The sequence below is a fragment of the Lonsdalea iberica genome, from assembly GCF_002111585.1.
GTDB classification, from domain to species: domain Bacteria; phylum Pseudomonadota; class Gammaproteobacteria; order Enterobacterales; family Enterobacteriaceae; genus Lonsdalea; species Lonsdalea iberica.
In genome coordinates this window covers 38,744-62,912 of the sequence record NZ_LUTP01000022.1, presented here as the reverse complement: position 1 = coordinate 62,912, position 24,169 = coordinate 38,744, and the positions used below count along the sequence as shown (strand labels likewise).

Below are 24,169 nucleotides of genomic sequence, written 5' to 3'. Positions count from 1 at the left end.
GACGGAGACCGCGGCCACCATCCCTTTCAGCGGGTTTTTCTTGAGTTTGCCGTTAGCGACCATCGCATTCAGCGCATCAGCCAGCGCTACGCAGGCGCCGGTGATGGAGGCGGTACGCGTGCCGCCGTCGGCCTGCAAGACATCGCAGTCTAGCGTGATGGTATATTCGCCCAGCGTTTTCAGATCGAGCGCTGCGCGCAGAGAACGGGCGATCAGGCGCTGGATCTCCAGCGTGCGTCCGCCCTGTTTGCCGCGTGAGGCTTCGCGCGCATTACGAGTGTGCGTCGAACGCGGCAGCATGCCGTATTCCGCGGTCACCCAACCCTTGCCCTGCCCTCTTAAAAAGCGCGGTACGCCTTCTTCCACCGTGGCATTACACAACACTTTGGTGTCGCCGAATTCGACGAGGACGGAACCTTCAGCGTGTTTGGTGTAATGGCGGGTTAACGTGAGCGGGCGTATCTGTTGTGCACTTCGGCCTGTAGGGCGCATGGCTTCTCTCCGGCGGGTGAATGTTGACTGGCGCGCATTATACGGACTTCACCCGGCCCTGCCTACCGGCCCGGCGGATTAAAAGCGGGCGCGAATAGCGCCAGCGACAACGTCCCGAACGGCTGGAGCCACCGCCTTTCGGCATGTAAACTGTTAGCTCAACTTTTCAACAGTCAGTGAATTTACGCCATGCATGACGTGCGACAAACCGACCAAGATCCTCATACCCAACGCCCCTGGCAGCAGCAGGGAACAGCGCCGGATTACCGTTTTTCTCTGGCCAACGAACGCACGTTTCTCGCCTGGATCCGCACCGCGCTGGCCCTGCTGGCTGGCGCGGTCGCCATCGATCAGTTTACGACCACGCTGGCGTCGCCTGCCGTACGACAAGGGATTGCCGTGCTGTTGGCTCTGGCCGCGGCGCTGATGGCCGGGATGGCCTACCGGCGCTGGGCGGGCAATGAACGGGCGATGCGCCACGGCCTTCCTTTGCCGTATACCTCCCTGCTGGTCGTCTTCGCCTGCGGACTTGGCGCAGTCGCCATCGCACTCGCGCTGCTGATCATGCAACTGTAGGGCGCAAACAATGTCCTCTTCGCCGTTACCGCGCGACCCTGGCGTTCAGCCGGAACGTACCGTGCTGGCGTGGTCGCGTACCGCCATCCTGCTGCTGGTCAACACGGCCCTGTTGCTGAAGGCCGGAACATTAAGCACCCAACCGCTGCTGCTGGCCGCCGGTCTTCTGCTTTTGCTGGCATCGCTTGCGATTTTCATCTGGGTTCCGCTGCGCCTGAACGCCATCTACAGCGCACCGCAAACCTGCCATATTCCTCGCGCGATCATCATGCGTGGATTCACGCTAGCCTTTGTTTTAATTGCTTTGCTGATTGCCGGGCATGCGCTGTGTTCTCTGCTTGTGGCCCTATAACACGGGTTTATCACGCACCGTAGCTACATCCATTCTTCTTATTTTATCTATCTAAAACAACGAAATAGATAAACCCCCACCTATACCCTCAGGCTATACCCCACCGACAAACAAGTATTCGTCACCGCTCAGGCATCGTGAAATAGTCATAGGCAGAGAACGGGGCCCCCGGCAGGCACGAACGACGCGGAAGATGGCAAAGCGCAACGTCGGGCCGACACGGTGCACAGGCGGTTCGCTGGATGGAAACAGGTTCATGTCGACGTCCCCCGAGCGGCCAAGGTTCTGCCTTATTCCATTAACGATGAGAAACGACATTATGCTGATCCCTCAACCTTACCTGCTTTTCCTTGGCGACGTGACCGATCCTCTGGCGATCAAAACCGCACGCGGCATTCACGCGTGGCGTCCGGAACAGTGCGTCGGCCAACTGCGCCTGCCGGGCAGCACCCAGTCGCTGGGTCTGGACGATGTGGATATCGCCGCCGCTGCTGAGCGCGGCGCCAAAACACTGGTGCTCGGCACGGCAAACGCCGGGGGATTCCTGCCGTCACACTGGCTGGACACCGTGCGTGCCGCCATTGAGGCGGGCATGAACGTCGCCAACGGCTTGCACCAGCGTCTGGTTGACGTACCCGGCCTGCAGACGCTGGCAGAGAAACATCAGGTACAGCTGTTCGACATCCGCCACATGCGCCCGGAACTGTCCGTCGGCTCCGGCGAAAAACGTGGCGGCAAGCGCGTACTGACCGTCGGCACCGACTGCTCCGTCGGCAAAATGTACACCTCGCTGGCGCTGGAAGCGGCGATGCGCGATCTGGGCATGAAGGCGGACTTCCGCGCCACCGGCCAGACCGGGGTGCTCGTTGCCGGTGAAGGGATCGCGATAGATGCGGTAATCGCCGACTTCATCGCCGGGGCCGCCGAAGCGCTGTCCCCCGCCAACGACGACGACCACTGGGATATCGTGGAAGGTCAGGGTTCCCTGTTTCACCCCTCTTATGCAGGCGTCAGCACCGGCTTGATCCACGGCGCTCAGCCTCACTGGCTGGTGATGTGTCACGAGATGGGCCGCCCGCACATGCGTCACCTGCCGCACCAGCCGATGGTGAGTCTGGAGGAGTGCGTGGAAGCCAACCTGCGCGCCGCACGCGTCACCAGCCCGGAAGTGAAGCTGGCCGGTTTCGCCATCAACACCTCCCACTACACTGAACAGGAAGCGCGCGACTACTGCCAGGAGATCAGCCGACGCTTTGGCGTACCGGCGACTGACTCCGTCCGTTTCGGCATGCAGGACATCGCCGCGCTGTTGAAAGAACAGGAGTAAGCCGATGCGACAGATGCAGATCGAAACCGTGGAATTGCCTCTGGCTCGCCCGTTCGCCATCTCTCGCGGTACGCGTACCGCCATCACCGTGGTGCGGGTCACGTTGGAAGAACGCGGCTTTATCGGCCGCGGCGAATGCACGCCGACGGCCCACTACCAGGAAACACCTGAAAGCGTCGTCCGACAATTGGAAACGGTGCGAGATGCCGTAGAACGCAGCCTTTCACTGAACGACCTGCAATCTTTACTGCCGCCGGGCGCCGCGCGCAATGCGATCGACTGCGCGCTGTGGCGGCTCAACGCAGCCCTGAACAAACAGACACTATGGCAACATCTGGCGATTCAGCCGCCGCAGTCCGTCATCACCGCCGAAACGCTCAGCCTCGACACGTTGGAGAACATGGTCAAGGCCGCCGCTGACGCGGTGTCCCGCGGCGCGCTGCTGCTGAAAATCAAGCTGGACGGCGAGCAGATTGTGGAGAAAGTGGCGGCTATTCGTCAGGTAGCGCCTAACGTGACGCTGATCGTCGACGCCAACGAAGCCTGGGGAGGGCGCGATCTGGGCCCGCTGCTCCAGCAGCTCGCCGCTTGCCGTGTCGCCATGGTGGAACAACCGCTCCCCGCCGGAGAAGACGAGGCGCTGGCGGACTTCATCCACGCGATTCCGATCTGCGCCGATGAAAGTTGTCATCACGGCGGAGACATCGCCGCGCTGCGCGATCGCTACGAAATGATCAACATCAAGCTCGACAAGTGCGGCGGCCTGACCGAAGCGCTGGCGATGGTCAATGAAGCCAAACGGTGCGGTCTGCGCATCATGATCGGCTGCATGCTCGGCTCTTCGCTGGCGATGGAAGCCGCGCTACCGGTCACGCTCAGCGCCATTCATGTCGATCTGGACGGCCCTATCTGGCTGGCGGCGGACAGCGCCCCTTATTTGACCTACAACCTCGGCCGCATTTGGCTATAACCACAAACCCCGGAGTGACGATGACGGATACCCAGTCCACAAAGCCGACCACCGCCACAGCATCCGGCAACGCGCCGCGTCCGGTGCTGGAAATCCACGACCTGAGCGTCAGCTTTAACGGCCGCTCCGGCAACCATTTGGCGCTGAAAGGCGTCTCTTTCACGCTGAATAAAGGTGAAGTGGTGGCCGTCGTGGGCGAAAGCGGCTCGGGTAAATCCGTGACCTCGCTGACGGTCATGGGCCTGCTGGCTAACGCCGCGCGCATCGAGCGCGGGGCGATTCGCTTTACCACGCGCGGCGGCGAACAGCACTCGCTGCTGCAAATGAAAGACGACGCCCGCCGCCAACTGCGCGGCCGTGAAATGGCGATGATCTTTCAGGAACCGATGACCTCCCTGAACCCCGTGCTGAAGGTCGGCGATCAGCTGACTGAAGCGCTGTTAGATCATCAGATCTGCGATGCGGCGGCGGCCGACGGCAAGGCGCGAGCGCTGCTGCGCAAAGTGCGTATCGCCGACGTTGACCGGGTGATGAACAGCTATCCGCACTCGCTGTCCGGGGGCATGCGCCAGCGGGTGATGATTGCGCAGGCGCTGGCCTGCGATCCGCAGTTGCTGATCGCCGATGAACCGACGACGGCGCTGGACGTCACCGTACAGGCGCGCATTCTGCAAATCCTGCGCAACCTGCAACAGCAGAGCGACATGGCCGTGCTGTTTATCACCCACGATATGGGCGTTGTGGCAGAAATCGCCGACCGGGTTGTGGTGATGTACCGCGGCGAAGTGGTCGAAGAGGGGACGGTCGAGGCGATTTTCACCGCGCCGCAGCACCCCTACACCCAGGCGCTACTGGCCGCCGTACCGAAACTGGGCGACATGGAAAACAGCCGCTGGCCTCGACGTTTCCCGCTGCTGGGCCAGCGCCAGAAAACGCCGGAAAGCGACCATATCACCGCGCGCTACGATGCGCCGCCGCTGTTGGATATCCGCGGCCTCAAGGTTTACTACCCGGTACGCACCGGCATCTTGTCTCACGTCACCCACCACGTCCATGCGGTGGAGCAGATCGATTTCAGCGTCTGGCCGGGTGAAACGCTGGCGATTGTCGGCGAAAGCGGCTGCGGCAAATCCACCACCGGCCGCGCGCTGCTGCGGCTGGTCGACAGCGAATCCGAAAGCATTCAGTTTCAAGGCAAAGAAGTTTCGCTGATGCGGGATAAGGCGTTTCAACCGCTGCGCCGCAAGATGCAGATGGTGTTTCAAGACCCCTACGCCTCGCTCAATCCGCGTCTGACCGTCGGATTCACCATCGCTGAGCCGCTGATGCTGCACGGGCTGGTGAAGTCGCTGGAAGAGGCGACGCCCCAGGTGCAGGCGCTGTTGAAAAGCGTCGGTCTCGAGCCGAAGCACGCCCAGCGCTACCCGCATGAATTTTCGGGTGGGCAGCGCCAGCGCATTGCGATTGCCCGCGCCATGGCGCTGAAACCGGCAGTGATTATCGCTGACGAGGCGGTGTCCGCGCTGGACGTATCTATTCAGGCTCAGGTCGTCAACCTGATGATGGATTTACAACAGAAGACCGGCGTGTCGTGGATTTTTATTTCCCATGATATGGCGGTCGTGGAACGCATCGCCAACCGCGTGGCGGTCATGTACCTCGGGCAAATTGTGGAAATCGGCCCTCGTCAGTCCGTGTTTAATAACCCGCAGCACCCGTATACCCGCCGTCTGCTGTCCGCGGTGCCGGTGGCCGATCCCCTTCATCGCACCGCACGTCAGCTCGACGACAGCGAAATGCCTTCCCCGCTGAAAAAAGCCAGCGAGAAAGTCGCCAAGGCAAAGTATCGCCAGGTCGCGCCGCACCACTGGGTCAGCACTCACGAAAACAACACATAAAAACGCTTATTCGCACCACAACCTCACGCAGGAGACACACCATGCAATTACGACTTCGCCGCTCCACCGCCGTCCTTGGGCTATCCCTGTGTCTGGCGGCGGCCGCTCAGGCGCAGGATTTACGCGTTTCCATGTATGCCGATATCACCGGGCTAGATCCGCACGACACGTCAGATACGCTGAGCTACTCCGTGCAGAGCGGTATCTTCGAGCGTCTGTTCCAGTTCGACAACACGATGAAACTGGTGCCCAGACTCGCCACCGGCTACACCAGCAACGATCACGCCACCGAATTCACCCTTACGCTGCGCGACGGCGTGACCTTTCAGGACGGCACGCCGTTCAACGCCGACGCTGTCAAAGCCAACCTGGATCGCCTGAGCGACCAAAGCAAAGGCCTGAAGCGCAACAGCCTGTTCAAGATGATCAAAAGCGTGACGGTGCTTTCGCCTTCGCAAGTCAAAATCGAACTAAACGAATCTTTCGGCGCGTTTATCAACACGCTGGCGCACCCGTCGGCGGTCATGCACAGCCCGGCGGCGCTAAAACAGTATCCGGACGAAGCCCAGCTGCGCGTGCATCCGGTCGGCACCGGCCCGTTCAAGTTCACCGAGTGGCAGCAGGGGAAAGATGTCAAATTAGTGAAATATGACCACTACTGGCAGCAAGGCTGGCCGAAAGTCGACAGCGTAACCTTCTACCCTGCGCCGGAAGATTCTACCCGCGTGGCCTCGCTGAAGGCGGGTCAGACCGATGTGGCTTATCCGCTGCCGTCCGATCTGGTGAATACCGTGAAAAGCGACAGCAAACTGGCTATTCAGAGCGACGCCGGGATCTACCTGTACTGGATCGCGATGAATAACCAGAGCGCCGCGCTAAAAGACGTCCGCGTACGTCAGGCGCTCAACTACGCCATCAACCGCGATATCTGGCTGAAAGTCAGCTTTGCCGGTTTGGGCACGACCGCCCAGTCGCCGATGGCGCCGAACGTGCAATTCTTCCAACCGCAGACCGAACCGAACTACAGCTACAACCCGGCGAAAGCCAAGGCGCTGCTGAAAGAAGCGGGCTACGGCAATGGGTTGACGCTGAAACTGTGGACCACCAACCGCACCGACTACATCCGCAGCGCGCAGTTCTTCAAGCAGCAGCTGGAGCAGGTCGGCATCAAGGTCACCGTGACGCCGATGGATTCCGGGATGCGCGACCAGAAGCTGTGGGGCGTGACCGATCCGAAGAAAGCCGAATTCGATCTGTTCTACAACGGCTGGTCTCCGTCAACCGGCGATGCCGACTGGGCGCTGCGTCCGCTGTACGCCACCGAATCCTGGGTGCCGACGTCGTACAACGTCTCTTACTACAGCAGCCCGGCCACGGATAAAGCGATCGCCGACGGTCTGGCGACCGCCGATGCAGGCAAACGCGCCGCCGCTTACGCCGAAGCGCAGAAGCTGATTTGGAAAGATGCGCCTGTCGTCTTCCTGGGGGCGCCGGACAATCTGGTCGGTAAAGCCAAAAATCTGTCCGGCGTTTACATGCTGGCCGATGGTTCGCTGATCTTCGATCAGGCTCAGTTCAAGTAATCACACAGGGGAGCGCCATGTTTGCCTATTTAATTCGACGTTTGCTGGAAATGATCCCGGTACTGCTGGTGGTCTCCCTGTTGGTATTCGGTTTCATCAAGCTGCTGCCGGGCGATCCGGCGCGGCTCTACGCCGGTCCCGACGCCACGCTGGAAACAGTGGAAGCCGCCCGCCAGCACTTGGGGCTTAACGATCCGCTGCCGCAGCAGTATCTCAACTGGCTTGGCGGTCTGGCGCACGGCGACCTGGGCGTGACCTATCGCACCCAGCAGCCGGTGCTTGGCGTCATTCAGAAGAGCTTCATGCCGACGCTGTATCTGGCGCTGGCCGGCTTCGCCTGGTCGGTGGTGCTCGGTCTGCTGATCGGCGTGTTGTCTGCGCTGAAGCGCGGCCGCTGGCAGGACTGGTCATTGATGAGTTTAGCCGTGGGCGGCATTTCGATGCCGCCCTTCTGGCTAGGTCTGTTGCTCATCCAGTTTGTCGCCATGCCGTTCGGCGTCTTTTCCGTCGGCGGCTTTAACCAGCCGTCCGACCTGATTCTTCCGGCACTGACGCTGGGCGCGTCGGTGGCGGCGGTGATGGCCCGCTTTACCCGCTCGGCCTTTATGGAGGTCATGCAGGAAGATTTCGTGCGCACCGCCAGAGCCAAAGGGCTGCGCAGCCGACTGATCGTTTGGAAACACGTCATGCGCAATGCGCTGATCCCGGTCATCACCATGCTCGGGCTACAGTTCGGTTTCCTGCTCGGCGGCTCCATCGTGGTGGAAAGCGTATTCAGCTGGCCGGGCCTTGGCTGGCTGCTGATCGAATCCATCAAAACGCAGGACCAGCCGGTGATTCAGGCGCTGGTCATGCTGTTCGTGTTTGAATTCATTTTGATTAATCTGCTGGTCGACCTGCTGTACGCGGTGGTCAACCCAGCGATCCGCCTGCGTTAGGAGCCACGACCATGACACTGCCTACTGAACCTGCCGTAGCCGCCTCCCCGCTTGACGCGACGCCCCTTCGTTCACCGTGGCGCGACTTCTGGCAAGCCCTGCGACGCAATCCGATGGCGATGATATCGGGCGGATTCATCCTGTTTCTGATTCTGGTAGCGGTGTTCGCGCCCTGGCTGGCGCCGTACAACCCGCTGGAGTCGGACTGGATGGCGCTGTCCTCTCCGCCGTCCGCCGGCCATTGGATGGGCACTGACGATCTGGGCCGCGATGTGATGAGCCGCATCATCTACGGCGCGCGTATCTCGCTCTATATCGGCATTTTTTCCGTCACGCTGGGCATGCTGGCGGGCATCGCGCTGGGTCTGCTGGCGGGCTACTACGGCCGCTGGGTGGACATGCTGATCATGCGCGGTTCGGACGTGCTGTTCGCCTTCCCTGGGATGCTGCTGGCGATTGCGGTCGTCGCCATCCTCGGGCCGGGGCTGAACAACGTGATTATCGCCGTGGCCGTATTCAGCGTGCCGGTCTTCGCCCGTATCGTGCGCGCCTCGACGCTGTCGTTAAAACAGGCGGCCTACGTCGAAGCGGTGCGCTGCGCCGGTGCGCCGGACCGTATCATCCTGCTGCGCCACATCCTGCCCGGCACGCTGTCCAACGTGATCGTCTATTTCACCATGCGAATCGGCACCAGCATTCTGACCGCCGCCAGCCTGAGCTTCATCGGTCTGGGGCCGGAGCCGGATGTCCCCGAGTGGGGCAACGTGCTGGCGATGAGCCGCAGCATGATGATGGCTGGACAGTGGCACGTCAGCGTATTCCCTGGCCTCGCCATCTTCTTCTCGGTGCTGGCGTTCAACCTGCTGGGCGATGCGCTGCGCGACACGCTTGACCCTAAACTTAACGGGTGAGGAGGCGAGCATGAGCGCTTATCAACAGGCGCGGCTAAACGCGCTGCTACAGCGCTGGCGGGATGACCGTCAGTTGGGCTGCCCGCGGTTCGTGAGCGGTCCGCACAATGCGCTTGGCGATGTGCCCGGCGTTCGCGTCGGCCACAGCACGCTGGCGCAGGGCGAGATCCAAACCGGCGTCACCGCCATCGTGCCGCCCGGCGGCAATCTCTTCACCCATCCCCTGCCCTGCGGCGCGGCGGTGCTCAACGGCTTCGCCAAACCCGTCGGTCTGGTGCAGATAGAAGAGCTGGGACAGTTACAAACCCCGATACTGCTTAGCAATACGCTGGCCGTCGGGACGCTATTCACCACGTTGGTGCGCGACGCCATCCGCCGCAACCCGGAGCTGGGGCGTTCACTGCCGACCGTCAATCCGCTGGCGCTGGAGTGCAACGATGGCTGGTTGAACGATATTCAGGCGCTGGCCGTGACCGAATCGATGGCGCAGTCGGCGCTGGACGAGGCGACGGCCGCTTTCGCACGCGGCAGCGTGGGTGCCGGTCGCGGGATGAGCTGCTTCGGCCTGAAAGGCGGCATCGGCACGGCGTCGCGGCACATCGCCGATATGGACGCGACGCTGGGCGTATTGGTGCTCGCCAACTTCGGCACCCTCGCCTCGCTGACGCTGGACGGCGTGCCGATGGGACAGGCTATCGCCCCGCTCCTGCCGGAACTGGCGCCACAGCGCGACGCGGGATCTATCATCATTATTATGGCGACGAACGCGCCGCTGGACGCTCGCCAACTGAGCCGCATCGCCAAACGCGCGGGCGCGGGTCTGGGACGGCTGGGGAGCTATTGGGGCCACGGCTCCGGCGATATCGCCGTCGCGTTTTCCACCTGCGCGACGCCGGAGCGCCCGACGACGAACGGCTGGAGCCGCTGCTCAGCGCGGCGGCGGACGCCACGGAACATGCGGTGCTGGACGCGCTGTTACAGGCGGAACCCGTCACCGGCTTCCGCGACCACTTCCGCCCAGCGCTGCCGCAGGTGCTGGACAAGCTGGCGCAACACGTTTTTGATTGAGGAAATTATCATGAGAGTCTTTATTTCAGCGGATATAGAGGCGTTGCCGGCGTCATGCGCCCGGAACAGTGCAGCCCCGGCCACCCGGAATACGCGCTGGCGCGCGCGCTAATGGAACAGGAAGTGAATGCCGCCATCGAGGCGCCTTCGCTGGGGGTGCCAGCGAGGTGGTGGTCGCCGACAGCCATGCGTCCATGACCAACCTGCGAGCGGACAACATCGACCCGCGTGCCCGTCTGGTGCAGGGCAAACCACGCGGACTCTCGATGGTGGAAGGTCTGCAGGAAGGTCCGTTCGACGGACTGATGTTTATCGGCTATCACACCGCCGCCGGTGAATTCGGCGTATTGGCGCACACCATCAACAGCCGCGCGTTCTATCGCGTCAAAATCAACGGCGAAGTGATGGGAGAAAGCGATATTTATGCCGCCGCGGGCGCCGAGCTGGATACACCGCTGTGGCTGGTGAGCGGCGACGACGTCTTACAGCAGTGGATTCAGCGCTACTACCCGGCGGCGGGCTTCGCCTGCGTGAAACGCGCCATTTCCCAGACGGCGGCCGAATCTCTGAGTCCGGAGGAAGCCCGCAACGCCATTCGTCAGGCGGCGACCCACGCCGTTCAGCAGGCACATCAGGAGCAAACGACTCGCCTGCAACCGCCCTATCGCCTGGAGGTCATGGTAGCGAAACCGGTGATGGCCGATCTGTTCTGCCTGATCCCCAACGTCGAGCGAGTCGATGCCATCACCGTCGGGTACAGCGCGCCTGACATGGCGGAGATCATCAATCTGCTGTGCGCCTTCTCCTATCTGGCCTCGACCCAGAACTGAATCCAACGCTCGGTCTGACGCCATCGTCAGACCGACACGCACACCAGGGGCGCGGACTCACGACGACGCGCTCCCGCTCCCGATGAGGAACATCATGAAACCGGTGATTGTTATTCACGGCGGCGCAGGCGCTATCGCCCGTGCCGCGATGAACAGCGAGAAAGAACAGCGCTATCGCGCCGCGTTGCAGGAGATCGTGCGCGGCGGACAGGACGTGCTGTCCAACCACGGCAGCGCGCTGGATGCGGTGACCGAAGCCGTACGGCGGCTGGAAGAGTGTCCGCTGTTTAACGCTGGCAAAGGCTCGGTCTTTACCCACGAAGGCACGCACGAGCTTGATGCCAGCATGATGGACGGGCGAACACTGGAGGCGGGCGCCGTAGCGGGCGTCAGCCACATCCGCAACCCGATACTGGCCGCCCGCCAGGTGCTGGAACACAGTCCACACGTCATGTTGACCGCCGAAGGCGCGGAAAGCTTCGCCCATCAACAAGGTCTGGAGATGGTTGAGTCAGACTTCTTCTTCACCGACGACCGCTATGAGCAGTTGCTACAGGCGCAGGCCGACGGCGGCAGGATCGTGCTGGATCACGACGGCGCAGGCAACGCATACGGCGGCGATCCGATCGATCCGCACAATAAATACGGCACCGTCGGGGCCGTGGCGCTGGATGCGGCGGGCAATCTGGCGGCGGCGACATCGACCGGCGGCATGACCAACAAACAGGTCGGGCGCGTGGGCGACTCACCGGTGATCGGCGCAGGCTGCTATGCCAATAACCAGACCGTCGCCGTGTCCTGCACCGGCACCGGCGAAGTGTTTATGCGCGTGTTAGCCGCCTACGACGTTTCCGCGCTGATGGAGTATGCGGGACTGCCGCTGGCGCAGGCCGCCGAACGGGTTGTCATGGATAAAGTGCTGGCGCTCGGCGGCAGCGGTGGCCTGATCGCCGTCGACCACGCCGGTAATATCGCCCTGACCTTTAACAGCGAGGGGATGTACCGCGGCTATGGCTACGTCGGCGCGGAACCGGTGGTCGATATTTATCGGTGACCGTTAGGCTCGCCCCCCGGGGCGAGTATCTGTTGCCTACGACGCCCTCCTCTATCAGGGGTGGCAGCCCAACACCGGGCAGACGGGTGGCGACCGAGCTGTCGTGCCCTCTCTATCTCCCGGTGACGCGTGTCCCGCACTTAATTTCACCATTTTGGTGCAGTGCAGCCTGGCGATGAGAATTGACGCACCATCATGGAGTAAATCAGCGATCCCTACCGACGACGCCCTGCCCGCCGCCACGTATCCCTTACCTTGCGCGCGGGCCTGCGCCGTTTTCTACCCTAACGAATAACGACATGGCGCAAATGTTGCATTTGCAACAGTCAGTTTGATGCGTTTCGCCTCCGACGGTTCGATTTCCACCCGCCACACTCAGCAAAATGACTTAAGGTTCAGGCTATGCGACTACGCCATATCGAAGTTTTTCAGGCCATTCTTCAGGCCGGCACCATTAGCGGCGCGGCGCGCTTACTGAATGTCTCTCAACCGAACGTCAGCCGCGTGCTGAATCACGCCGAGCAGCAGCTTGGTTTTGCCCTGTTCGAGCGCCGGACGCAAGGCATGGTCGTCACGGACGAAGGCCACAGACTGATCCCGCAAGTGCAGACGCTGTATGAACAGCTGCAATCCATCAATTCACTGACGGAACAAATTCGCAAAGGACAAAGTCAGACGGTGCGTCTGGGCGCGGCGCATGCCTTCGGCCAGATGATTGTGGCGCCGGCGATGGTAGCCTTTCACCAGCAGTCGTCGCGGGTAAACGTGGAACTGGTGACCGAACACTTCAGCACGCTGTGTCAGGATATACAGCAGCATCAGCTGGATCTGGCGCTGGTCTTCGGCCAGCAGGTACCGTCTGATTTGGTCGCCGAACCGCTGTGCCAGTCCACAATGGTGGCACTGTTGCCAAAAGACAGCCCGCAGCAAGGCCCCGTCTCGCTGGAATGGTTGTGTCAGAACAACTTATTAATGATGCAGCAACAGGATCCGTTGGGACGGGTCGTTCATCGCGCCCTGAACGACCGCGGCCTGCAACCGGCCGCCGCCCTGTTCATCAAAACCTATTCCGTCATCGCCGATATGGTGCTGGCCGGCGGCGGCACCGGGATCGTGGATTTGTTCACCGCGCGCCGTTACACCGACCAGCTTAAAATCGTCCCGATTATTCAGCCCTTGCCGTTCGAGGTGATGATGATCAGCCGTCGCGACACGCCACAGTCGCGCGAGGCGCTACAGCTGAAGCAGGTGCTGAAACACAAGTGCGCCGAGCTGGCCAATCAGTGTGCTTCTTTCCTGATCGCGGCGTGACATACTGAACGTCAGCGCCGCCGAGCGGCGGCGTTGCCAACAGTGCTCAACGTCACTCTTGTGCCTTTCATTTACCTGCCGTTATTCCCTGATACCCAATGCGCGTATTTTGAATCCGATCACACGTCTCCGCGCCGGACCGCTTTTGCTATCATGACGTATCCCGCGACGTTATAATCCTTCCATCATTTTCTGACAGGTATGCACCGATGATCCGTAGCATGACCGCTTACGCACGACGAGAAATCAAAGGCGAGTGGGGAAGCGCAGCCTGGGAGCTGCGTTCCGTTAACCAACGTTATCTGGAAACCTACATCCGTTTACCGGAGCAGTTTCGCAGTCTGGAGCCCGTGGTTCGCGAACGAATTCGCAACCGGCTGACGCGCGGCAAAATCGAATGCAACCTGCGCTTCGAGCTGGATCCGCGCGCGCAGGGTTCGTTGATCATGAACGAACGGCTGGCAAAACAGCTGGTGGAAGCCGCGCAGTGGGTCAAGATGCAGAGCGACGAAGGGGAAATTAACCCGGTCGATATCCTGCGCTGGCCGGGCGTGATGGCGGCGGAAGAGCAAGATCTTGACGCTATCAGCGCCGAGCTGATGCAGGCGCTGGACGGCGCGCTGGATGACTTCATCGCCGCCCGCGAAAGCGAAGGCAACGCGCTGAAAGCGCTGATCGAACAGCGTCTGGCTGGCGTCAGCGCCGAAGTCGTCAAAGTTCGCGCACACATGCCGAACATCCTGCAATGGCAGCGTGAAAAGCTGGTCAGCAAACTGGAAGACGCGCAGGTACAGCTGGAGAACAACCGGTTGGAGCAGGAGCTGGTGCTGATGGCGCAACGCGTCGATGTCGCCGAAGAGCTGGACCGCCTGGAAGCGCACGTGAAGGAAACCTACAAAATCCTTAACAAGCAGGAAGCCGTCGGCCGCCGTTTGGACTTCATGATGCAGGAGTTCAACCGCGAGTCCAACACGCTGGCCTCCAAATCCATTAACTCAGACGTCACCGCCTCCGCCATCGAGCTGAAGGTGCTAATCGAGCAGATGCGGGAACAGATTCAGAATATCGAATAATTTCCACCCTGCTCCACTGGATGCTACAACGCCCTGTTTTTAGGGCGTTTTTGTTGCCATCAATGTCTTTCGCCTACTAACACTCTGCCGTAGTAGCCATGCCCGCTTCCAGAAGTCGCCCATCCTGAATCGGCTATGTGAGAAAAACAGATTTAATGCAGTGTGGATGAGCGAATTCGGATGCCCTTTCCCGCTCAGACGATATTATCGTCGTGCTCGTCATGATACCTCAGGTCGAAATTCGGCAGCCTCGGGGCTTTCTGTTTTAACCAGTCATAAAGGATGTCAATGTTATTGTTTTTAGTAGAATTTCTTGGCCAGACAAGGTAGTAACCGTCGCCAGTCGCAATCACTTCCTTGAATGGCAGAACAAGGAGGCCGCTATCTATTGCCGCCAGGCTGAGCAGTAGGTCACCGACAGACACGCCATGTCCGCTCAGAGCGGCAATATTTCCTTGTTCCAACGTGTCGAAGACTTTTCCTCCATTCACGTTGAGTCCTGGAAAAAGCCCCGTTCCTTTTAGCCACCTCCTCCAATCGCGCCGGTCTGGTGAGGGATGAATCAAATCGCACTCAGGGAGTGTTTTTTGGGCAGCTTCGAGCATTGAGGGAGAGCAGATGGGAATCAGCCATTCGCGGAACAGCAGCCTGCTATTGGTTGATTTGCCAAAATCTCCGTTGCCTAACAGGATCGCACAATCATAAGGTTCACGACTGAAATCAACGGCATCGGTATCCATCCAGACGCTGGTTATCTCTATTTGAGGCTTATCATAGCGCTCGCGAAAAGCGTTAAGGACGTCGAGAAGCCATCGCATAGTAAGCGTTGACGGCGTTTTTAAGCGCAGGGACTGGCTGTGACTATTGAATGCCAAACAGGCCCTCTCTATGGTCATGAAGCCTTCTGTCAACTGGGCGGCCAGAGCAGTGCCCGCATCGTTAACTCTGACTCTCGGGCCACGTCTTTCGAAGAGCTCGCAGCCAAACCACCCTTCCAACGTTCGGATATGCCTGCTCACTGCACCCGGAGTGATGTTGAGTATATTTGCCGCTTTACTAAAAGACTCCATGCGTGCTGCAGCCTCAAACGCGCGCAGTGCATAAAGAGGAGGTAAAGACATAACCGTCTCCATTGTGAGTTTTACTCACATTAGGTGAGCTTTTTATCCGTTTTTCAAGCGCCTCTCCGGAATAAATAATCCTTATACACAAGCACAACGGAGGGACTCTTGTGAAAAAAACATCACTGCGAAGCGGGACTATTATCGAACAGTCTGATCTGATGAGGCTCAGCAGCGATACCGGAAAGGTATGTCCAATCAAAGAATGGCAAATTGATGGCTTTCGGGATATCGCCGCCCGACTGAACGACAGAGCGTTTCCCTGCCTGTTCGCGCGCCATGCCTGGAAATCAAAAACCCTGCTGTTTGGTCTCATCAGTGAGGGCAATACCGCCAATGATATGCTCACCGTCATGCGGCGTTTCACAGAACGCACTCAAAAAGTGCCGGAGGAAGAGAGGCTATACAGTCCGCTGGTACTCATCTTTGAACGCGCGGGGCTGGACTCCCTGGAAGAGGCCCAGAGGTTTGCATGGCAACAGTTGCAGAGCCTGCACGATTATGACACCCATGCTTGGCCTGAGCATATTCCTGACGACCCAGGAGAAACCGCATGGTCGTTCTGTTTTGCCGGCATTGAGCTTTTTTTCAACGTCAGCTGCCCGGGCCACTCACAGCTCCGCAGCCGTAACTTGGGTAAACGGGCCGTTTTCATCGTTAATCCCAGAGCACACTTTGACATTCTTGCCAGCCAGAAAGACCCGAAAGGGATCAAAATCAGAGAGAAAATCCGTACGCGCGTCTGTGACTACAACAACGGTTATGTGCCTTCGGAGCTAGGATTTTATGGTCAGGACACTAGCCTGGAATGGAAACAATATCTGCTCAGCGAGCCGGGGGCGCCTAATCTAACGCGTTGTCCGCTTCATATACATAAGGACAAATACTTAAAATGAACATGACACTGCTTGGCGCTTACATGCTTTCAATCATGATGCTGCTGCTGACCCCGGGTCCCGTGGTAGCACTGATCACGGGAACGGCCGCGCGTTACGGATACCGCAACGCTTTTGCCACAGCCTTCGGAACCAATGGAGCCTCTTTGGTACTGATTGCGCTAGCGACACTCATGCTGAAAGGCATCGTGTCTATTTCACCACTATGGCTCAGCGTGCTTGGACTGGCAGGCTCGGTATATATTGGTTATACCGCGCTGCAAAGTCTTTTTACACTGCCACAAAACGGCGCCGAGACCGAAATTTTGCCCGCGCAGGCTTCAAGGGGAGGGTTTATTCGTGGTTTCATCACGGGCCTTTCCAATCCCAAAGACATTCTGTTTTTTGTTTCCTTCTTTCCGCAGTTTATTACCATTACGCAGGATTTCAGCACCAGTATTCTGACGCTTTGTGCAATCTGGATCGCTTTCGATTTTACCATATTGACGTTGTATATCCTGACGGTCAGAAAATGGATGCCCGCCATACACGCGAGAAAAATTGAGATGATATCGTCACTTTTTCTACTTGCCATTGCCTGCTGCGGTGTGATTTATAACGTAACTGAGCTCGCTGCCAATCATCTTATCTAACATGACTGAGCTGTCACGACTCACTAATACTGAGTCGTGTTATTGAGTTCGCTTAACATCCACGGTTGTTCTGCCACGTAGGTTCATCGCCAGCTGGAGATGAACCAAATATTGACGTCCTCGTGAGTAAATACATCAAGCCTTTATGGACTTCAGATCAACCCTAAGCCAAGAGCCACATGACGCTCGAAATCATTGAGATAGTTTTTTTTGGAAATAGAGAGAATGGTCTCAACGATTATTATCCAAAAAAACAAGAAAACCGCCCTTATTTCGGTGAGAAGAAACCGAAATAAAGAGCGGTTTATTTATGCAATATATACAAATCAATATTGTAGATATTGATTATTCACTGCCCGGCAATGAGCCCATAATTAACTCAATATAACCTTGTGGACCCTTTTGACTGAATGTCATCTAACGCAGAGCAGGAATACCTAGTTATCGACCTCAGCCGGGGCCAGGTCTTTTACCAAGGTAGGGACGTATATTAACACTTACCGTAATTTTACCTTTAACCCCACCGCTACCAGAAACAGCTTTCATTTCTTTAGCGTTCAACTCACGCATGTTATTTTGCTTTTTCATTTTGTATCTCCTTTAAGATGAAAAAATGATATTGCTATTACTCTGTCCTTAACCCATTTCTACAGGTTATGAACACTTTTTCAATCAGCCATAAAATTACGACTGAGATTAAAAACTTGGAATTTAGACAAACACCTTCAATGAATATATTTGTAGGACCTATTGATTCCGTTACCCACCAACGCTCTGTTATTTTAAATTATCAAAGACTTCGACAAAAATTGGAATTAACGCTGATATCATTTAGTGCTTGCGCACGGTTATTAATTTTCCATTAGAAATAATCAAAAATATCGCGGTTGATAGTTACATAAAGCAACGTACTTTTACTTTCTGGTTTTTATTTTCTTTTCACCATCTCGAGCATTCATTATTTCTATAACACAATCTTGATTAAAGCAAGGAAATAAGCAATCCAATCTATTTTTATATTGTATGGCAATCTATTAATCTTATTTTTTATTCGCTTCATTATATCTTTAACAAAGAAATAATAGTTAAGCCCCTAACAATTAGAGAAAGTGACTCTATTTATTTTCAAATATAAATTAAAGCCATCGCTATTAGTTTATGCCTGCGCCGCCTGCAGCGTGATGACTCTGTCTGCAGCATTAATCGTCGACTCCCGGTGTGCAATCATGATGCGTGTGATATTCAGCTGTTTAATGGCCTGACTCACATAATCCTCGCTTTCGCTGTCCAGCGCGCTCGTCGCTTCATCCATAAATAGTATTCCCGGCTTTCGATACAGCGCTCGGGCGATAAAAATGCGTTGTTTTTGCCCCCCGGACAGTCCCTCGCCCAATTCACCTATCAGCGTTTCGTAACCCATCGGCATCTCCATGATAGTGTCATGAATGAAGCTGGCTTGGGCGCACTCCACCATCCATTCGACGTCGATATCCTCAGTAAATCCGCAGATATTTTCCATTATCGACCCGGAAAATAGCCGGTCGTCCTGCATAACGCAGCCGATCTTTTTATGGTAGTTGTTCACGCCGAGTTGACGTATATCCACGCCGTCGGCCAGCACGCAACCAGACTCCGCCTCGAACAGACCACACAATACCTTCATCAGGGTGGTTTTCCCCGCGCCGGAAGGCCCGGTTATCGCCACGCTTTCCCCTGGAGCGATATGAAGGCTCAGTTCGCTGAATACCGCTTTGGACTGACTGTCATAGCGATAACTCAAATCGCGGGTTTCCAGTAAAATCGGCCGCCCTTCAGCTTTATCGCATATCCCCATCTTGTAAGGTTCACGCGGATGCAAGGCGATATCGGAGATACGCTCGTTATGCAGGCTCATCATGCGTAATTGAAGCAGGAAGTTGGTCAATGACGCTAACCGTTCGGAGAACTGCTCCCTAAATACGCCAAACGCCACGAACATCCCGATGGTCATCTGGTTATCAATGACTTGGCTCGTTCCCAGCCACAGGATCATCACCTGGTCACAGGAGGCAATAAAGGTGTTCAGACCCCCGAAAAGCAGATCCATTTTAGTCACCTTGATGCCGGTGTTAATGGTGTCAATTTCCAGATTAAGCCAGTGGCTGCTTCGTCGACTGCTCATCCCCTGCATTTTGATAGTGGCGATCCCGTATAACGTTTCCATAAAAAAGGAACCAGCACGCGCGCCCCGAATCAGTGACTCTTCCGACAGCTGGCGATAGCGGTCGTAAGTGAGCAGGCGGATAAGAACGTACACCGTGCTAAACCCCAGCACGACCAGGGTCAGAGTACCGCCGTACAACACCATCATGACCAAGACACAGGCCACCATAATGCCGTCCATAATCGCCCCCACCAGGCTGGTGGTAAACGTCTTGCGCAGCTTGTCCAGAGAGTCGAAGCGGGATTGAATATCGCCGAGTTTGCGCCGTTCGAAAAAGCTGAGCGGCAGGTGCATCAGGTGAGTAAACAGCCCCGCCTGCCACTGCACATTGATCAGCGTCTCCATGATCATGGACGACCAGGACCGCACCGTGCTTATCGCCGTACGCAGCAGAATAAAAAACAGCAGACCGGCGCATATTAACGTCAGAAGACCTTTATCGCCCGCCGGAATAGCGTGGTCCATAACCAGCTGCGTGCCTATCGGCACCACCAAATTGATGGTTTCAATCACCAACGAAAAGCAAAAAATCTTGGTCAGCGCCCCTTTAATGCCGGAGATGCTGCGAATCAACGTCCCTAGACGCACCCTATTTTTCACCGTTTCCGCGGCAAATTGACTGCTTGGCCAAAGCTCAAGCGCTACGCCGGTAAAATACTGCGACATCTCGGCAAGCCCGACCGTCCGACGGCCGCGCGCTGGGTCGTGAAGCACAAAGCGACGGTTCCCGGCGCTGACCAGCACCACGAAGTGATTGAAGTCCCAATGCAGAATGCATGGCGTTTTTAACGCGCTAATATCATCAAGATCCAGCGCCAGCGCCCGCGTGGACATCTCCAATTGCTCGGCGATGTCATTTATTCCGGCCAGAGTGGCGCCCCGTGCGGAAACGTTGAAGCGCTGCCTCAGGGCTATCAGGTCGATATTCTTTCCATAATACCCGCAGATCATCGCCAGACAGGCCAGTCCGCATTCCGACGCTTCGGTCTGATGCACCAGCGGAATTCGACGTAACAGCTTTAAATCCATTTTGCCGAGGATAGATTTGAATAATGCCTTATTCATTGACCGTCCCCTCCGCGCTCTGCTTCATGTCGTAGAATGGCGAAAGCATCCACTGATATATTTTTCTTTTTTCCAGAAAAAGCGTGAGCTCCGCCTTCATACCGTTTTCAAGGGACAACGATTTGCCGTCATAACGAACAGTCTTTTTTTCAGGCTTCACAACGACTTTATAGTAGGGAACCGACGCCGTTTGCGTACTTTTTGGCGCGCCCTGATAGGTCTGCATTTCCTGTGGAGACGCCGGCGTTTTCGATACCATCGTGACCGTTGCGGCAAACTGGCCGAATTTCTCGACGGGGAACGCCTCGTAGCGCACATTGACGTTGTCGCCAACCGAGACATAAGGCATTGCGTCATTGGGCACCCAAGCCACCAAATAATAGCTTTTTATATTGCTCGGGATAATCTGCAATAAGCTGTCGCCAGGATTGACCATTTGCCCTACGGTGACGCTCAACGAATCTATAATTCCTTCCGATGACGCACGAATAATAATCTCTCCGCCCACATTGGTATTCACCCGCTCCTTTCGCAGATCGTAGCGCTGAAGTTCCATTTGGTATATCCGGTTATCAAACTCCGCGGCTTCGGTCTGAATCTGGCTTTCCAGACTGGTGATCTGTAGAGCATTTTGTTCATTTTGTCCGCTGAGGCTTAACAAGTCATTTTGCTGCTGATAATACAATGCTATCTGGCTGCTTAACTGGTCTTTATTAATTAACCCTTTGGCCTGATACTGCTGATAACTGTCCATGTACTGTTTTATCTTTTTTAGACCTTCCTCTGATTGGCGGACAATATCAGAGGAATGTTTAAATGCATTGATATACTGTACTTTCTGTTTTTCCAGCATTTCCAGGGTGTGTATTTTGCTTTGCTCCAGCCGCGAGATAATATTGTCGATGCGAACCAATTGGCTTTCAATATCTTGTCTTTGGTTATCGCTGACTACGCCGTCAACGGTACTTTTACTGACATCGATTTGATAAATCGCATCGCCTTTTTTTATTATCTGACCTTCGGACACAAACTGCTTGACGACAAAGCCCTGTACGCCGGAGCCAATACTGACGGTGTGTGGCCACGTTGATATTTCGCCGCTGACGTTAGCCCGGCGCGTATAAGTTCCTTGAGTGATAAAGACCATAAATATTGCGATAAAAAGAGCGCAAAAAAATATAATCACCCAAGGTGAAATTCCTGAAAGTAAAATAGCTCTTCCTTGCCATTTCAATTTCTTGTTTTCTAATGCTTCCTGCCTGAACAAGAAAGTAACCCTCACCGATAAATACTGAGAAAGGCGTCCGATGCTTTGGAATAGGCAATTATAATTCCATTATTAAAGATGGTTCGCAAGTAGGTAATGGAATAAATTTTAATTCCATTTTGTTATTATTCACTTCCGACTCATTGCAACCTGTCATTTTGCTGATTTTCATTATTTAATTTCTCCTGGTGAAGACAATGGCTATGTTATCTCCGGTTAAATGTCGCGATAAGTAAAATTTACCCTATCAAATAGCCAAATCAGGCAAGAAAACAAGTGAGATCAAAGTCGTCACTTAACATTTTTAGATGTCGGGTGTGAAAATTACGTTTTACAGAAGATTGTGTATATAAAATCACGTAGGAATCCTTCATTGGTTATATATATGTATTAAATAAAACTTAATCAGGCCATTGCCGTTTATCTATTCAGGTGGTTGTCATAATAGATTTCTCATGAATTTTTTTGAGATTAGAGAATTCCCCCCTTTCATTTTGCACTGTTGAGCTGCATGAGTAGCCTTGGATAACGCCCAGTCGCGTCATAAAATTGTTTCTCTGCCGGTGTCGGGGTGATGGCGCTGAACGAAGGCTTATGGAAACAGAACGCGGTGGCGAGACGACGGCTTCTCGACGGCAATAAAAAATAATGAAGAAACACGGCAACCCTTTCCCCACGGATGCCACTCATTAAGACGCTGTCACGTGAGTACCGGTTATGTTGAATGATAAATTTCACGTTATTTCTCGGGCCATTATCCAGAGATATCAGCCCGGTGAGCTGCCGCCGCCGCGCCCGGAGGAAGACATCTATAGGTTGGTCTTCGACCATGATTTGCATATTCATTTGATTGGCAGCCAACCGGGATATCTGAATATCGTCGCAACGTTCATTGCCCCGCACGCGTGGCGGACTCCCGAGGGATTTCAGGCGTTGTTGGCGGAGAATGTATTTAGTCTGCGCCATCCGGCCATCACGCTGGGCTACGACAGCCAGAGCAAAAAGATGGTGCTGTACGTCCGTCAGTCGTTAGACGAGTTATCCGTAGAGCATGCTGCGAAGACGTTCCATGAATTTATGATGCGGGCGGATTCGTACTGCTGCGGAAAGTCTCTCCCCACGGCCCATCCGTCTCAAGAAATCCTGTCTCCCCCTCACGCGGGCTTACACCCCGTTTCCAAAAGAGAGTCAGGGAATAGGGTGAGTTGTATTCCTGCCGGGGACGCTATTTTCAATTTAGGAGGCGATGATGCCTAGGTTTAACATTTTCCGCGGGTCCGCTTCTGCTTCAACGTATAGCGCGATTGTCGAGAATTATGATACCGGCAGTAAAGTTCATGATACCCGTAGCGCCAGTCAGCTGGGGTTGTCAGGCTATCAGTACAAAAATGTCGTAGTGAAATCCGGCACCTTGTCGGCACTGGCGGATGCCTGCTGGGCGAACCGCGTCGTCAAAAAAATGCTGCCGCACGGGGCGGGAAATCAGCGGCAGGATGTCCGGGCCTCATCGGGAGAGAGCTGGGCGAGAATGCACCTGGCATACCAAAAATATCCCCATGGCGGAATCGAAAATCAGATCAAACGAGCGCAGAAATTTCAGGGCGGCAACTGTGCGGTACATGCCGCCGTCGCCGTCGCCGCGTTGAAAGAACGCAACGTATCGCAGCCGATATGCCGTGTACGTCTCCAGCTTCCCGAAAACAATAGCCACGAGTTTGTGATGCTGGGCGACCCTCGCGATCCCACCTGGGGCGAACGCAATACGGTCGTCGTGGATGCCTGGCCAACGCATCCCAGCGCATGCACGCTGGACCAGTCAATGCTGCACGACATGCAACGCGACACGCATGCGCCGATGACGGAGCTGATGGCGACACACAACCATTTGCTTTGGGATGCCTCTGACTCGGCCAACCGGAGCGACACCCGGCGTCTTCGGGAGGTCGTACCGCTAAGTTCAGAAGCGTTGCAACAAAAACTGGCGAAAGCCGGGCTGCCGTCGTTACATTCCGATGATTTGGTCAGACATGCGTTGAACGATGATTCTTTTAATCGGTTCGATGTGCGTGTCGCGACCGATCCTTCCACGACCTACAGTGATAGTGCCGGCCACCGAGGCCAGAGTGTCGACTATTTATTGTCCAACCGGTAGCGGCGATCCCTTATGCAGCTCCCTGCACACTCAAGGAAAGTCGCCGTGTAAAGGACTATGCTCTTGGCAGGACATCACAAACGGAGTCAGAAATGATACGCCATATCTTACTGATCGCCTTCAAAGAGGCGGCCGCGGAAGCCGACATCGAGCAGGTTAAATCGGCTTTTTTGCAGATGCCGGCCGACGTCGAAGGCGTCGTCAGCGTTGAGTGGGGATGTAACGACAGTCCGGAAGGAAAAAATGAGGGCTTCACGCACTGCGTGATGATGACATTCAAAGACGAAGCGGCGCGTCAGCGCTATTTGCCGCACCCCAAGCACGATGCATTGAAAGCGATTTTTCGCCCGATTCTGGCTAACCTCATCGTGCTGGACTATCCGATACTTACGCCTCAGAAAGCCCCGCAGCCGGTGACCGCCACGCGATAACCTCAGGACGCGTTTGCGG

At 56.1% G+C, this 24,169-nt stretch carries 21 protein-coding genes and 2 pseudogenes; 18 read left to right on the top strand and 5 right to left on the bottom strand.

Annotation, left to right across the window (positions count from 1 at the left end; translation table 11 throughout):
• On the bottom strand, positions 1-492 hold a 492-nt coding region (gene rph, locus AU511_RS10290), incomplete at its 3' end, for a ribonuclease PH (protein ID WP_094109592.1).
• Positions 493-681: 189 nt separating this feature from the next.
• On the opposite strand from rph, the gene AU511_RS10285 reads away from it, so the two are divergent.
• From AU511_RS10285 to AU511_RS10225, 13 genes and pseudogenes are all read left to right on the top strand, one after another.
• The gene (locus AU511_RS10285; RefSeq protein ID WP_094109591.1) at positions 682-1,068 is read left to right on the top strand and encodes a YidH family protein; all 387 of its coding nucleotides are present in this window, start codon (positions 682-684) and stop codon (positions 1,066-1,068) included.
• 10 nt (positions 1,069-1,078) lie between these two features.
• Positions 1,079-1,420 carry a DUF202 domain-containing protein gene (locus AU511_RS10280; protein WP_094100060.1) on the top strand — a complete coding sequence of 114 codons (342 nt, stop codon included), beginning with the start codon at positions 1,079-1,081 and terminating at the stop codon, positions 1,418-1,420.
• Positions 1,421-1,739: 319 nt separating this feature from the next.
• Complete coding sequence (gene dgcN / locus AU511_RS10275; RefSeq protein ID WP_094109590.1) at positions 1,740-2,747, top strand: N-acetyltransferase DgcN; 1,008 nt, start codon at positions 1,740-1,742, stop codon at positions 2,745-2,747.
• 4 nt (positions 2,748-2,751) lie between these two features.
• Positions 2,752-3,717 carry an N-acetyl-D-Glu racemase DgcA gene (gene dgcA, locus AU511_RS10270; RefSeq protein ID WP_094109589.1) on the top strand — a complete coding sequence of 322 codons (966 nt, stop codon included), beginning with the start codon at positions 2,752-2,754 and terminating at the stop codon, positions 3,715-3,717.
• Between the two features lie 20 nt (positions 3,718-3,737).
• Positions 3,738-5,615, top strand: coding sequence for an ABC transporter ATP-binding protein (locus tag AU511_RS10265; RefSeq protein WP_094109588.1), 1,878 nt, complete (start codon positions 3,738-3,740; stop codon positions 5,613-5,615).
• A 41-nt stretch (positions 5,616-5,656) separates the two neighbouring features.
• Positions 5,657-7,198, top strand: coding sequence for a glutathione ABC transporter substrate-binding protein (locus tag AU511_RS10260; protein WP_094100056.1), 1,542 nt, complete (start codon positions 5,657-5,659; stop codon positions 7,196-7,198).
• Positions 7,199-7,215: 17 nt separating this feature from the next.
• The gene (locus AU511_RS10255) at positions 7,216-8,136 is read left to right on the top strand and encodes an ABC transporter permease (RefSeq protein WP_094100055.1); all 921 of its coding nucleotides are present in this window, start codon (positions 7,216-7,218) and stop codon (positions 8,134-8,136) included.
• A gap of 11 nt (positions 8,137-8,147) precedes the next feature.
• Positions 8,148-9,047: an ABC transporter permease subunit gene (locus AU511_RS10250; RefSeq protein ID WP_094100054.1), complete on the top strand. Its 900-nt coding sequence runs from the start codon at positions 8,148-8,150 to the stop codon at positions 9,045-9,047.
• Between the two features lie 10 nt (positions 9,048-9,057).
• Positions 9,058-10,115: pseudogene (locus AU511_RS10245) on the top strand (DmpA family aminopeptidase).
• 10 nt (positions 10,116-10,125) lie between these two features.
• Positions 10,126-10,945 (top strand): annotated as a pseudogene (locus AU511_RS10240) (M55 family metallopeptidase).
• Between the two features lie 91 nt (positions 10,946-11,036).
• Positions 11,037-11,999, top strand: coding sequence for an isoaspartyl peptidase/L-asparaginase family protein (locus AU511_RS10235; protein ID WP_167372019.1), 963 nt, complete (start codon positions 11,037-11,039; stop codon positions 11,997-11,999).
• Between the two features lie 402 nt (positions 12,000-12,401).
• Complete coding sequence (locus tag AU511_RS10230) at positions 12,402-13,310, top strand: LysR family transcriptional regulator (protein ID WP_094100051.1); 909 nt, start codon at positions 12,402-12,404, stop codon at positions 13,308-13,310.
• A gap of 209 nt (positions 13,311-13,519) precedes the next feature.
• The gene (locus AU511_RS10225) at positions 13,520-14,383 is read left to right on the top strand and encodes a YicC/YloC family endoribonuclease (RefSeq protein WP_094100050.1); all 864 of its coding nucleotides are present in this window, start codon (positions 13,520-13,522) and stop codon (positions 14,381-14,383) included.
• A gap of 194 nt (positions 14,384-14,577) precedes the next feature.
• Here AU511_RS10225 and AU511_RS10220 read toward each other — a convergent pair whose 3' ends face one another.
• Positions 14,578-15,504: a LysR substrate-binding domain-containing protein gene (locus AU511_RS10220; RefSeq protein WP_094109586.1), complete on the bottom strand. Its 927-nt coding sequence runs from the start codon at positions 15,502-15,504 to the stop codon at positions 14,578-14,580.
• Between the two features lie 110 nt (positions 15,505-15,614).
• On the opposite strand from AU511_RS10220, the gene AU511_RS10215 reads away from it, so the two are divergent.
• A complete protein-coding gene (locus AU511_RS10215; protein ID WP_240503810.1) occupies positions 15,615-16,400 on the top strand; it encodes a YqcI/YcgG family protein in 786 nt (261 codons plus the stop codon).
• Complete coding sequence (locus AU511_RS10210) at positions 16,397-17,032, top strand: LysE family translocator (RefSeq protein ID WP_094109585.1); 636 nt, start codon at positions 16,397-16,399, stop codon at positions 17,030-17,032. Before AU511_RS10215 ends, AU511_RS10210 begins: the two co-directional genes overlap by 4 nt.
• Positions 17,033-17,482: 450 nt before the next feature.
• Here the strand turns inward: AU511_RS10210 and AU511_RS17440 are convergent, their stop codons facing one another.
• The 3 genes from AU511_RS17440 to AU511_RS10200 form a co-directional block, all read right to left on the bottom strand.
• Positions 17,483-17,620 (bottom strand): hypothetical protein, encoded by a 138-nt coding sequence (locus AU511_RS17440; protein WP_167372018.1) that lies wholly within the window; start codon positions 17,618-17,620, stop codon positions 17,483-17,485.
• Between the two features lie 568 nt (positions 17,621-18,188).
• Positions 18,189-20,300: a peptidase domain-containing ABC transporter gene (locus AU511_RS10205; RefSeq protein WP_094109584.1), complete on the bottom strand. Its 2,112-nt coding sequence runs from the start codon at positions 20,298-20,300 to the stop codon at positions 18,189-18,191.
• Complete coding sequence (locus AU511_RS10200; RefSeq protein WP_205756444.1) at positions 20,293-21,567, bottom strand: HlyD family secretion protein; 1,275 nt, start codon at positions 21,565-21,567, stop codon at positions 20,293-20,295. Before AU511_RS10200 ends, AU511_RS10205 begins: the two co-directional genes overlap by 8 nt.
• Before the next feature lie 717 nt (positions 21,568-22,284).
• On the opposite strand from AU511_RS10200, the gene AU511_RS10195 reads away from it, so the two are divergent.
• From AU511_RS10195 to AU511_RS10185, 3 genes are all read left to right on the top strand, one after another.
• The gene (locus AU511_RS10195) at positions 22,285-22,824 is read left to right on the top strand and encodes a CesT family type III secretion system chaperone (protein ID WP_100059666.1); all 540 of its coding nucleotides are present in this window, start codon (positions 22,285-22,287) and stop codon (positions 22,822-22,824) included.
• Positions 22,817-23,719 (top strand): hypothetical protein, encoded by a 903-nt coding sequence (locus tag AU511_RS10190; RefSeq protein ID WP_094109582.1) that lies wholly within the window; start codon positions 22,817-22,819, stop codon positions 23,717-23,719. The genes AU511_RS10195 and AU511_RS10190 overlap by 8 nt, the downstream gene beginning before the upstream one ends.
• Positions 23,720-23,811: 92 nt before the next feature.
• Positions 23,812-24,150: a Dabb family protein gene (locus tag AU511_RS10185; protein ID WP_094109581.1), complete on the top strand. Its 339-nt coding sequence runs from the start codon at positions 23,812-23,814 to the stop codon at positions 24,148-24,150.
• The last annotated feature ends 19 nt before the right edge of the window (positions 24,151-24,169 follow it).

What these genes read in the sequence shown, in the direction of transcription:
- AU511_RS10285 (WP_094109591.1), top strand. Translation starts at nt 682, where the DNA reads ATGCATGACGTGCGACAAACCGACCAAGATCCTCATACCCAACGCCCC.
- AU511_RS10280 (WP_094100060.1), top strand. Translation starts at nt 1,079, where the DNA reads ATGTCCTCTTCGCCGTTACCGCGCGACCCTGGCGTTCAGCCGGAACGT.
- dgcN (WP_094109590.1), top strand. Translation starts at nt 1,740, where the DNA reads ATGCTGATCCCTCAACCTTACCTGCTTTTCCTTGGCGACGTGACCGAT.
- dgcA (WP_094109589.1), top strand. Translation starts at nt 2,752, where the DNA reads ATGCGACAGATGCAGATCGAAACCGTGGAATTGCCTCTGGCTCGCCCG.
- AU511_RS10265 (WP_094109588.1), top strand. Translation starts at nt 3,738, where the DNA reads ATGACGGATACCCAGTCCACAAAGCCGACCACCGCCACAGCATCCGGC.
- AU511_RS10260 (WP_094100056.1), top strand. Translation starts at nt 5,657, where the DNA reads ATGCAATTACGACTTCGCCGCTCCACCGCCGTCCTTGGGCTATCCCTG.
- AU511_RS10255 (WP_094100055.1), top strand. Translation starts at nt 7,216, where the DNA reads ATGTTTGCCTATTTAATTCGACGTTTGCTGGAAATGATCCCGGTACTG.
- AU511_RS10250 (WP_094100054.1), top strand. Translation starts at nt 8,148, where the DNA reads ATGACACTGCCTACTGAACCTGCCGTAGCCGCCTCCCCGCTTGACGCG.
- AU511_RS10230 (WP_094100051.1), top strand. Translation starts at nt 12,402, where the DNA reads ATGCGACTACGCCATATCGAAGTTTTTCAGGCCATTCTTCAGGCCGGC.
- AU511_RS10225 (WP_094100050.1), top strand. Translation starts at nt 13,520, where the DNA reads ATGATCCGTAGCATGACCGCTTACGCACGACGAGAAATCAAAGGCGAG.
- AU511_RS10220 (WP_094109586.1), bottom strand. Translation starts at nt 15,504, where the DNA reads ATGTCTTTACCTCCTCTTTATGCACTGCGCGCGTTTGAGGCTGCAGCA.
- AU511_RS10210 (WP_094109585.1), top strand. Translation starts at nt 16,397, where the DNA reads ATGAACATGACACTGCTTGGCGCTTACATGCTTTCAATCATGATGCTG.
- AU511_RS17440 (WP_167372018.1), bottom strand. Translation starts at nt 17,620, where the DNA reads ATGAAAAAGCAAAATAACATGCGTGAGTTGAACGCTAAAGAAATGAAA.
- AU511_RS10205 (WP_094109584.1), bottom strand. Translation starts at nt 20,300, where the DNA reads ATGAATAAGGCATTATTCAAATCTATCCTCGGCAAAATGGATTTAAAG.
- AU511_RS10195 (WP_100059666.1), top strand. Translation starts at nt 22,285, where the DNA reads ATGTTGAATGATAAATTTCACGTTATTTCTCGGGCCATTATCCAGAGA.
- AU511_RS10190 (WP_094109582.1), top strand. Translation starts at nt 22,817, where the DNA reads ATGCCTAGGTTTAACATTTTCCGCGGGTCCGCTTCTGCTTCAACGTAT.
- AU511_RS10185 (WP_094109581.1), top strand. Translation starts at nt 23,812, where the DNA reads ATGATACGCCATATCTTACTGATCGCCTTCAAAGAGGCGGCCGCGGAA.